This is a genomic window from Paenibacillus cucumis (ex Kampfer et al. 2016) (assembly GCF_019748695.1).
Taxonomy (GTDB): domain Bacteria; phylum Bacillota; class Bacilli; order Paenibacillales; family Paenibacillaceae; genus Paenibacillus; species Paenibacillus polysaccharolyticus.
Genome location: NZ_JACLIC010000028.1, coordinates 112,562 through 123,194 on the forward strand (window position 1 = coordinate 112,562; position 10,633 = coordinate 123,194).

General features: G+C 48.4%; 11 protein-coding genes and 1 riboswitch. All 11 genes read left to right on the top strand.

Features of this window, described 5'->3' with window-relative positions:
- Positions 1-160 precede the first annotated feature (160 nt).
- Positions 161-577 carry a BlaI/MecI/CopY family transcriptional regulator gene (locus H7T88_RS18270; protein ID WP_090924139.1) on the top strand — a complete coding sequence of 139 codons (417 nt, stop codon included), beginning with the start codon at positions 161-163 and terminating at the stop codon, positions 575-577.
- A 1-nt stretch (position 578) separates the two neighbouring features.
- On the top strand, positions 579-1,439 hold the full coding sequence (locus H7T88_RS18275) for a M56 family metallopeptidase (RefSeq protein ID WP_154984458.1): 861 nt from the start codon (positions 579-581) through the stop codon (positions 1,437-1,439).
- Positions 1,440-1,503: 64 nt separating this feature from the next.
- The gene (locus H7T88_RS18280; protein ID WP_154890356.1) at positions 1,504-1,926 is read left to right on the top strand and encodes a DoxX family protein; all 423 of its coding nucleotides are present in this window, start codon (positions 1,504-1,506) and stop codon (positions 1,924-1,926) included.
- A 320-nt stretch (positions 1,927-2,246) separates the two neighbouring features.
- The gene (locus H7T88_RS18285) at positions 2,247-2,948 is read left to right on the top strand and encodes a pirin family protein (protein WP_221789689.1); all 702 of its coding nucleotides are present in this window, start codon (positions 2,247-2,249) and stop codon (positions 2,946-2,948) included.
- Between the two features lie 46 nt (positions 2,949-2,994).
- Positions 2,995-3,333 (top strand): hypothetical protein, encoded by a 339-nt coding sequence (locus tag H7T88_RS18290; RefSeq protein ID WP_090924143.1) that lies wholly within the window; start codon positions 2,995-2,997, stop codon positions 3,331-3,333.
- A gap of 212 nt (positions 3,334-3,545) precedes the next feature.
- Positions 3,546-5,144 carry a spore germination protein gene (locus H7T88_RS18295; RefSeq protein WP_221789691.1) on the top strand — a complete coding sequence of 533 codons (1,599 nt, stop codon included), beginning with the start codon at positions 3,546-3,548 and terminating at the stop codon, positions 5,142-5,144.
- Positions 5,145-5,148: 4 nt separating this feature from the next.
- On the top strand, positions 5,149-6,348 hold the full coding sequence (locus tag H7T88_RS18300) for a Ger(x)C family spore germination protein (RefSeq protein ID WP_221789693.1): 1,200 nt from the start codon (positions 5,149-5,151) through the stop codon (positions 6,346-6,348).
- Entirely contained in the window at positions 6,341-6,562 is a 222-nt protein-coding gene (locus H7T88_RS18305) for a hypothetical protein (RefSeq protein ID WP_221789695.1), read from the top strand. The genes H7T88_RS18300 and H7T88_RS18305 overlap by 8 nt, the downstream gene beginning before the upstream one ends.
- Positions 6,563-6,618: 56 nt before the next feature.
- Positions 6,619-7,887: a GerAB/ArcD/ProY family transporter gene (locus tag H7T88_RS18310; protein ID WP_221789698.1), complete on the top strand. Its 1,269-nt coding sequence runs from the start codon at positions 6,619-6,621 to the stop codon at positions 7,885-7,887.
- Between the two features lie 132 nt (positions 7,888-8,019).
- Positions 8,020-8,850 carry a uroporphyrinogen-III synthase gene (locus H7T88_RS18315; protein WP_221789700.1) on the top strand — a complete coding sequence of 277 codons (831 nt, stop codon included), beginning with the start codon at positions 8,020-8,022 and terminating at the stop codon, positions 8,848-8,850.
- 228 nt (positions 8,851-9,078) lie between these two features.
- Positions 9,079-9,267: riboswitch (cobalamin riboswitch) on the top strand.
- Positions 9,268-9,605: 338 nt separating this feature from the next.
- Positions 9,606-10,633: precorrin-3B C(17)-methyltransferase (gene cobJ, locus H7T88_RS18320; protein ID WP_221789702.1), on the top strand; the 1,028-nt coding region annotated here is incomplete at its 3' end.

Consider the following 10,633-nt stretch of genomic DNA (forward strand, 5'->3'; position numbering starts at 1 on the left):
CCGGGTATGACTGCAATTTTGCAGAATTGCCCGGTTTTCTTATGTACTTTTATACACAAATGAAAAACATTTTTACAAATCATTTACATAAAATACCTGACATAGAGGTTGACTTCTCATTTCTGGACACTACAATGGGTAGTGTGAGGGGTGTCAGAATATGAGAATACTCAATTTTAAAGTGGGCGAGCGAGGACTGAATCGTTTTTTTGGACCACTTGAGGCCAAGATTATGGAAGTATTGTGGGCTCGTCCCGGCAGCAGCATCCGTGAAGTACAGACGGCACTGGAACAAGACAAAGACGTAAATTTCAATACGGTTATGACTGTGATGAATCGGTTGGTGGATAAGGGATTACTCGGCAAAACACAGAAGGGCCGCACATCGCTGTACCGGCCGGTACAAAGCAGGGAGGACTTTATGAACGATCAATCCAAGGAACTGTCCCAGGAATTGGTGGACGAATTCGGGACACTAGCAGTGAATCACATGCTGGATGCGTTAGATGAAGCCGATGAAGGCTTGATTGAACGGCTCGAAATGAAGATTAAGCAATGGAAAAAGGATAACGATTAAGATGTGGAAGACCCGTTCCAAGATTTTGTTCACCGTCGGGTTGGGTATTCCGGTACTCGTGCTCATGCAGATGTTCATGTATGCGATGTATAAAATATTTGGATGGGACATCCGGTTGAATCTGCTATGGCTATGCAATCACTGGATGAGTCGTATGGGGTGGATGTCTGTAGGTCAGTTCCTGTTGCTTCTGGTTTTGCTGACTTTTGCTGGTACAAGCTGGATGATGATTAGACGAATTGTCCAGACGCGTGCCGCAGTAACCAAGCTCCGCTCCATGGAGATTCGCGCTTGGTCGGAAGAATTGACTGCAAGATACAGACATCTTAAGAAACCCCGATTTCTTGTTGTGGGCAAACCTTCTCCGGTTGCGTTTACCATTGGGCTGTGGCGACCTTGTATTGTGCTTTCCACTGGCCTGCTCCGTATGCTGGATTCGGATGAAGAGAAGGCTGTCGTGTATCATGAGGTTCACCATTTGTGGCACCGAGATCCACTGAAAACAACGCTGCTCTCGGTATTTGCTACGATGATGCCGTATATTCCTGTGCTGAAGCATACGTCACAGCAATATCGCATCGTCAGAGAGATTTTAGCAGATAACGAAGCGATTGAACGTACGGGGAATGCCGCAGGTATTGGCAGTGCACTCTTGAAACTGCTTCGGACATGCACACCATCTGGGGAGGGAAGAGCGATGACAATTCAGTCCTCATTTGCCGATACGTCGGTAAATGTGCGTATTTCCCGTCTGCTCGACCCTGAACGTGATGTTACACTACGCTTACCGCGATATGCCATTCTAATCTCTGTAACGGTGTTTCTGCTGCTGTCTGTTCTGTTTGTATGGTCGATCGGATAGAAAACGACCATGAACCAAGCAATGCATCCGGACTAAAATTATGAATGAAATGGGGAGATGTATGATGAATAACAAAACCATTGAAATTGGACTTTTTTTCTCAAGGATTATGATTGGTCTCATTTTTCTATTACATGGCTGGAGTAAATTCGAGGGTGGAATTAGCGGTACGGTTGGTTTTTTTGAAAGTATAGGGATTCCCGGTTTTATGGCGTCTGTTGTTGCTGTCATTGAACTGGCAGGTGGTGCGGCCATGATCCTGGGTCTGGGTACACGTGTATTTGCCTTGCTGTTCATCGCGGTTATGGTCGGCGCACTGTTCACAGCCAAGGCAGGGCAACCGTTTTTGATGGGAACAGAGTTCGATTACATGCTGATGGCAGGATCATTGACTCTTCTCCTGACTGGCAGCCGCTTTTTGGCGCTGGATTATCTGTTTAACCGGCAAGGAGCTACACGTCAGAACAGCCAAAATGTGAGTGCCTGATCTGCATCAGGGAGGAAAGCGACATAACAGGATGAGTATAATCAAAGCATAATATAACGATTCATAGAAAAGTGTAACGGAAAGTGTTAAAGCGCAGGAATACGCCTGCGGCCAAGCTCTTTGCTTGCCAGTCCGACGAGGTAACGGTGATTGCCGGATCGAGCTGACAGGTAAAGAGCTTTTTGGTTTGAAGGAAGGAGCGTCACTTTTTGGCTTGGACGTATTACCTTAACATTTGATATAATGAGAATAAGTATGCTACTAAGAAAAAATAAGAGGGATCTACACGAACCATAACAGATTTGAGGAGGTTACGCGATATGATTAAGGTTATTCCATCCGAAGCACGTTCCAGCTTTGACCGTGGCTGGTTGCGGGGCAGTCACAGCTTTTCCTTTGGGGAGTACCAGGACCCGTACAACACTGCTTTTGGACCCATGCGGGTAGCCAATGATGATGTCATCGCACCAGGTCGCGGCTTTGGGGCACATCCACACAGTGATATGGAGATTGTATCCATCGTGCTGAATGGCAAGCTGAGACATGAAGATAGTCTGGGCAATGTTGCCGTAACAGGCTTTGGTAGCATTCAGCGCATGTCAGCAGGAAGCGGCGTCATTCATACAGAGCATAATGCCTCAGATACCGAGGAAGTAAGGCTTCTCCAGCTGTGGTTTATGCCACATACGAAAGGGTTACAGCCATCCTACGAAACGACTTCGTATGATATAACTGCTCTGGAAGGCGCTCTTGTGCCTGTAGTATCATCCGATGGTGGGCCGCGGGTTGCCACGGTTCATCAAGACATGACGATTTACCTTGGGCGGTTATCCAAGGGCAAGACGCTTGATTTTGAACAGAACGAAGGTCGCCGCATGTACATTTTCTCCATTGAGGGCAAGCTTGGCCTGCAGAATGAACATGTGCTCCATACAGGAGATACCGCACGCGTGGAGCAGACTTCTTCCATGAAGCTGGAAGGGCATGAGGATACGTTTTATATGTTGATTGATTTGCCTTAATAAAAATAAGAACTCCCACTCCAAGATCAAAGGAGGAACGATACGTATGGCACAGCAGGAATGGTTTATGGTAAAACATGGGGTCACCGGGCGTGGGCTGGCGAATAGCAAGACGGATGCAGCCTTGTCTTATCGCTTTCAGCAGGAAGGAACAGGTTACCTGTTCACTGTATCGGGACTTGATGAGCAGACTGCCTTGAAGATTATTGAGCTGAGACAGGAATTAAACGTATTCCGTTTCGTACAGCGCAAAGACCGTCCTCTGACAAAGCACTGGTATTATGTTGACGGCGACCGCGTAAAATATGACAGCGAGCGGCATACACTCACCATCTATGCCAAGTCGGAAATTCAATATATACCTGATGATTATTTTGCTGACTAACCGAACAGAGATAAGTGTATGATCTAAGCTTGTTATTCTGTTCATGGTGTAAGTTATTGATTTAACACGTATGGTTCAGTTTTCAAGTTGATCGTTTCGATTGTTAAGTCTTCCCTTGAGGGAGGCTTTTTTTTTGTAAAAAAAGACCACATAATTCCCTGCCTTCTGGCACAAGCTACCTTGTATAAAAACCAAGAATGGAGGGGCGGCATATGGCAGATAAATCATCAAAAGGTAGCGAAAAGACCAAGACTTCAGCATCAACGACTGACAGTAGCAAATATGTACCCTTGGGACTGCCGTCCCCACCTATTCTGAAACAACCGATCAGTGCCATACATACAACTCAAATTCAGGCGTTAAAAGAAATCTTCTCGAACTCTTCGGATGTCGTGTTCCGCAACGTGATGATCACACCGGAGGTTCAGGGGCTTCTCGTGTATGTTGAGGGGATAGTGAATTCGGCGGATATTCAGGAGCATATGCTACGCCCGCTTATTCGAGGGCTGATCCAGCAACGTACTGACGAGCCGGATGTGCCGATTGATGATACACGAATTGAATTAACGCAGGTCAAGCGAGTTCAGACCTGGGCTGCTGCGACCGAGGGCGTGCTCGCCTCATCGGCGTTACTGGTTATGGACGGAGAAGCCGAAGCATGGCTATTCAACGTGAAAGGTGGGGTGCGGAGAGGCGTAGAGGAGCCGCAGACGGAGTCGGTCATTCGGGGGCCGCGTGAAGGATTTACCGAGACGCTACGCATGAATACAGCTTTACTTCGTTTCAAGCTGAAGACACCTGCACTCAAAATGGTAAGTATGACGCTGGGCTCCGACACCAAAACGGATGTGGTTTTGGCCTATCTGGAAGGGATTGCTGATCCCCAATTAATTCAGGATGTCAAAGAACGTCTGGAGAAGATTGAAATCGACGGTATTCTGGAGAGCGGTTATATCGAGGAGCTCATTGAGGATAACCCGAACTCCCCGTTTCCACAGATGCACTATTCGGAGCGCCCGGATACAGTTGCCGCAAATTTGCTGGAAGGTCGATTTTCTATCATGGTGGACGGAACGCCGTTTGCATTGATTGCTCCCGTGACGATGTGGCAGATGTTACAGGCTAGTGAGGATTATTATGAGCGGTTCTTCATTACCAATTTGATTCGTTGGATACGTTTTTTGTTTGTGTTTATTGCTTTGTTCCTGCCAGCATTGTATATCGCCATTACGACCTTTCATCAGGACATGCTTCCAACTACATTGATTCTCAGTATTGCCGGTGCCCGCGAAGCCATCCCTTTCCCGGCACTCATTGAAGCGCTCATTATGGAATTATCCTTTGAAGCGCTGCGGGAGGCAGGGGTCAGGTTACCCAAAACGGTGGGGCAAGCGGTCAGTATCCTCGGTGCCCTTGTGATTGGTCAAGCTGCCGTGCAGGCAGGTATCGTCTCTGCCCCAATGGTTATTATCGTATCGATGACGGGGATTGCATCCTTCACGATTCCGCGCTTTAACTTTGCCATTACCGTAAGGCTGTTACGGTTTCCGATCATGCTTCTGGCAGGCATGCTGGGATTATACGGCATCGTGATTGGTCTAGTGCTGATTTCTGTACATCTGACACAGATGACTTCTTTTGGTGTACCTTATCTGTCAGGGGTGAGTCCATACCATAAGAAGGATACCAAAGATATTTTGGTCCGGGTGCCTTGGTGGAAAATGATCAATCGTCCTTCGACCGTGCACCGGGATCGCAAACGTATGACCAGAGATATCAATGGTTCGCCGGAAGCAGAGGAAGGATGGTGATTCCATGAAGTTTTTGATTAAATATAGAGCTGTCATTTCGTTGATTTTGTGTACATCTCTGCTTACAGGTTGCTGGGATCGCGAAGAGATTAATGATGTCGCCTTTGTCATCGGTATTGCTGCTGATAAAGAAGGTGATGAATACCGATCCAGTCTGCAGATTGCCCTTCCTGGACAGTCTGGAGCCTCGGGAAGTGAAGGGGGCGGGGGCGGTACAAATGGTGACAAGCCATGGTTTATCCTCTCCAACACGGATCGAACTTTACGCGGGACTACGCTTAAGGGTCAGAAGTCACTCTCTCGCCGTATTTATTATGCACATCGCCGTACCATCCTTATTGGGGAAGAACTGGCACGTGACGGTGTTGCCCCGATGCTAGATCTGTTCACCCGATATCCCCTAAATCGGTTATCGGCACTTCCTGTTGTCACCAGAGGTGAGGCACACAAGGTCATGGACACGGATGCGCCGATTGAGAAGTTCCCTTCGGAGATGGTACGAGAACTATGTTTTCTTAATATGAGGAATCCAAGATCCCTTAAAACGTTTATAGACTCCATTCTAGACGAAGGGGTTGATCCTTTTCTGCCGATCGCATCCGTTTCGGACAGTGTACCTGAGGGTTGGAAAGGTGCTGTGACCAATATCAAACTGGACGGCTTGGCTATTTTCAAAAAAGACAAGTTGGTGGGCATGATGGACAAGGCTCCGGCCGATGCATTAATTCTTGCCATGGGTGAAGCCAATGAACCCGAAGTCATGATTAAAGCTCCGCGCGGCAAAGGAGATATGTTTATCAAGTTAAACGAGAACAATTCCTCCCTTCATCCCAAGATTGTGAATGGCAAAGTGAGTGTGACCATTCAGATGTATGCCAAGGGAGTGCTTGTGGACAATGAATCGGATTATGGTGACAGGCGCGAGAAGGAAATTTTAAATCTGAATGAAGCCGTGCACCGGAAGATCAAAGAGGATATTGAGGAAGGTGTAAGGCTGGTTCAGAAGAAATTCAAAGCAGACATTATCGGCATCGGCCGTTCCATCCATAGGCAGTTACCCAAGGAATGGGACAAGATTAAAGATCGCTGGGAGGTTCTCTATCCGGAGGTTCAAGTAACTGTGGACCCGCATGTCATTATTGAGAATGTCGGTATTGTCAATAAACCGATTGGAGTCGTAGAGGAGGACATCATACATGATTAAACCGCTACTGTTTACCTATCTGGCAATGGTAATCGGGGTGCTGATTATGGATTTCAGGCATCTGAAACAAGCGGCCTCCATTAATCGCTGGCTGTCTTATGGAATCATTGCGCTTGGAACAGGCCTCTGGCTCTACGTTACGACGCTGAACAAAACCGTATTCCTATCGGTATGGATGAGTCATATTATTCAACGTCTGCTGCCAATGCCTTGAGGATGTGGCATATGTAATCTTGATATGCAAGAAACAGGTACGGAAGGAGGGGCAGGATGATTCAGAAGGTAACGCACAGGCAAATGATCTTGATGCTCATGCTGCTTAGTATTACGGGTACACTGCTACAACCTCATGCACAAGCCATTTATTATGCAGAACAGCATGCCTATCTTTGTTACATACCCGTTGTTCTGATTATGTTTACATCGATGTGGCTGCTCAGCCGTGTCCAGCGGCGTTTTCCGGACAAGGATCTGTTTGAATCATTAGTGACACGATTTCCCTTTCTGGGAAGATTGGCCGGATTGATGTACATTGCGTTTTTCTTCTTTGTATTCGCGAGAGATATTCGGCTAACAGGGGATTATGTAAGTATCACATTGTTGGAAACAACACCAATATCGATTATCGTGCTCTCTCTGCTTGTCATGGCTATATTTATCGTGCGAGGAGGGCTAGGTTCCCTGATTGGCATGGTGGAGTTATATGTAGCGCTTTTTCTGTTAAACTCCATGATTGTGCCGTTTATGCTAATTCAGCAGATCAATCTGGATAACCTGAAGCCCTATTTCGATGTTGACCTGGCGGGTGTGGGCAGGGGGAGCTGGTATCTCTTTTCGTTTTATGGAGAGATGATTTTTCTGCCCTTTATCGTAAGGGGGAGTGACTTTCGAGTAAAGTCCATTGTCACAGGCAACATCGTCACGGCTCTATTGATGATGCTTATTGTCGTGGAAACGATCACCTCCATCGGTGTACCCATTGCTTCAAGACTTGTATATCCATCGTATGAGCTGGCAAGACAGCTGCAGATTAGTGACTTTCTAGACCGATTCGATCTGGCGCTTGCGGCAGCAACTTTGCCTTGTATTATTACCAAGATTGCGTTTGACCTGTATTTAGTGTGCTGGGGGTTGAAACGCATGATTCCCAAAGTGTCTGGTAAAGTACTGACCGGACCCATTGCGTTGCTGGGTTTTGTATGTGCGTTCTGGTTTTTCCGCAATGCAATTCAGCTGAATCGATTTACACGGGAATGGACATGGGTTGCCATTGTATTTGAGGTGCTGTTTCCAATCGTATTCTTTCTATTTCTTCGTCCGCGCAAAAAGGAGGCTGGGCATGCACCGAACTCTGAATCGGGAGATAGGGCCTCGAGAGGCAAACAGCAGGAAGGTGAACAGAAGCAGGAGCAGGCATCTGGTGAATCAGATCAAACTGAAGGGAAGTCCGAAGAGAAGTCTGGTGATAAGTCAGCGGAAAAGTCCATAGAGAAGAAAGGTAAAACATCACCTGGCGGCGGAAATTTGCAGCCTTCCTGATGCAAACCATAAAAAATCGTTATAGCTAAAGAGGCCGGAAAGCAAGCAGACATGGTTTCCCTCCGCAGAAGTACCCTGTATACTGTAGTCAGATTGATGAACTTTCGGCTTCTTAAACGGGGGGGAACATGGATGGCTCAACATTTGGCAGGGGTACGTGTGGCATTAACCGGACCGAGAAAGTCCAAAGAGATGTCTCTTTTGGTAGAGAAAATGGGAGGAATCCCGCTTGTGCGTCCTGCACAAGGCACGGTATTTTTGGATGACCGTAACATTCGGGATGGACTGGTTTCCTGGATTTCTGATCCGCCGGATTGGGCAGTGTTTACGACGGGCATGGGACTGGATGCTTTGTTCGACATGGCTGAGGACATGGATGTAGCCGGACAACTTCGGAATGTCTTGGCTGAATCGTGTATTGCAGCCCGAGGGTACAAAACGGTAAATGCGTTAAAAAAGCTGAAGCTAACAACTCTGGTACGAGATGATGATGGTAGTACGGACGGTTTGATTCGGGAATTTGGCTCGCATGATCTGGCAGGCAAAAAAGTGATGTTACAGTTGCATGGGGAAACGGCTCCCAAACTGGTTCGCTGGTTCGAAGAACAAGGAGCTGTTGTGCGGCAGGTATTGCCGTATCGTCACGTGCCGCCTGAGGAGGCAGAACTGGAGCAACTGCTAAATGAAATCATTCAGCATAAGCTGGAGGCTGTAGCTTTTACAAGCGGGCCGCAGGTTCGATTCTTGACGGAATATGCAACTTCCCAAGGCAAGCTGCAGCAGATGCTGACGGCTTTCAAAGAAGGTGTAGTCCCAGCCTCGGTTGGTAAAGTTACGGCGAATGCCATGCGTGAGGAAGGTATCGAAGCGCTGGTTGTGCCGGAAGAGGAGAAGATGGGAGCGCTCATCGTTGAACTGGGACGTTATTTTGCCGCGAATCCGGTGGGTGTCCGGGAAGATTAATAAGAGAGCAATCACAGGGCAAGAGTAGCTGTGTAAAGAATAGCAGACGCAATTCGTACCCAGAGGAGTATTAAGTTTAGAAGGAATCACATCAGTTATATGGATGGATATATAAAGGTTCTGATCCGTTATCGGATCGGGACCTTTTTTTCATTTTTATCCAAAATTAATGTTTAGGACAATCTTGAGAAGCGTGGACATTATTTCCTGACCGATGGTATGATGAAGACAATATGAAAGCAGCAAGGTGCTCTTGCATAAAGCAAGAGGTAACAGGGAATCGGGTGCAAGTCCCGAGCGGTCCCGCCACTGTAATGGTAAAGCGTTTTCCATGAAAGTCACTCGGTATACCGGGGAAGACAGGAAAGAACGCTAATGATCCAGAGCCAGGAGACCTACCTTGCATGTGTCACCAAACCCTTCGCGGAAAGGAGTGGTGTACGATAAGTTCGGGAAAGGGACAAACCGTGGTTTGTACTGTGCGGCTCTATTTGGGCTGTTCTGGCTGCTTGTAATTCCTTATTATGGAATATTACAGGCCAGGTTTCCTGAGTGTAAGTACATGCGTATCTCATCCGTGATTAGGATGGGATTTTTTTGTTTTTTCGGACAGGAACGAAGTTGCCGAGTTGAGCAGAAGAAATGATGTTTTACAGGGCTATAAACGAGAGAGACACATCTGTATCGGGGAACTTTTGGGATAAACAAGGTTGGGGCATTAATCGTATGACAAGTGGAGTGAGGGGGAAAACGGGATGCAAAAGCAAGGCAAGTTGCTGATCATCGGTTTCGGTCCAGGTGCGATGGAGCACATAACGAAACGGGCGCTGGATGCATTGCAGGAAAGCGAGGTCATCATTGGATATAACACCTATGTGGATCTGATCCGGCCTTTGTTGAATGGACAAGCCATTGTGCGTACAGGCATGACGGAGGAAGTCAGTCGGGCACAGGAAGCGGTAAGACAAGCGGAAGCAGGCCACATTGTTGCCGTAATCTCCAGTGGGGATGCCGGGGTATACGGTATGGCGGGGCTTGTATATGAGGTGCTGATCGAGCAAGGCTGGAAGCCGGATACAGGCGTAGCTGTCGAGGTTATTCCTGGCGTGTCCGCTATTCAATCGTGTGCGTCCTTGCTTGGTGCGCCGGTTATGCATGACGCGTGTACGATCAGCCTCAGCGACCATCTGACACCTTGGGAAACGATCATTCGCCGGGTTGAAGCGGCAGCGGCGGCTGATTTTGTCATTGCTTTGTATAATCCACGCAGTGGACGGCGTACACGCCAGATTGTAGAGACGCAGGAGATGTTGCTGCGTTACCGTGATCCGAAGACACCGGTTGGCCTGGTCAAGAGTGCGTACCGGGAACGCCAGGACGTGGTCATGACCACGCTGGAAGATATGCTGAATTACGATATCGGTATGTTAACGACCGTGATTATCGGCAATTCCTCGACCATGATGTACGAAGGACTCATGGTCACCCCGCGCGGATATCAGCGGAAATATACGCTGAACTCCGCGGAACAGCCGCTCAGGCCCCATGAGCGGCTACGCACCGAAGCCGAGCCATGGTCGCTCGGCGCACAAGAAGCCCGCGCTGCCGCCTCCGGCGAGGCAGCGGGCAATGGCACGGCCCGCGATGCGCAGGCCGTGCCACCGGCGGAGCCAGCCCTGCGCGGCGCCAGCGCCGGAGCGGGCACGGCTCCGCAAGGGCAGCCGCCCGCAAGCGCATGGGCGGCGACCCCGCCTGCGGCAAGCCCGGCGAGCGGTGCTGGCAC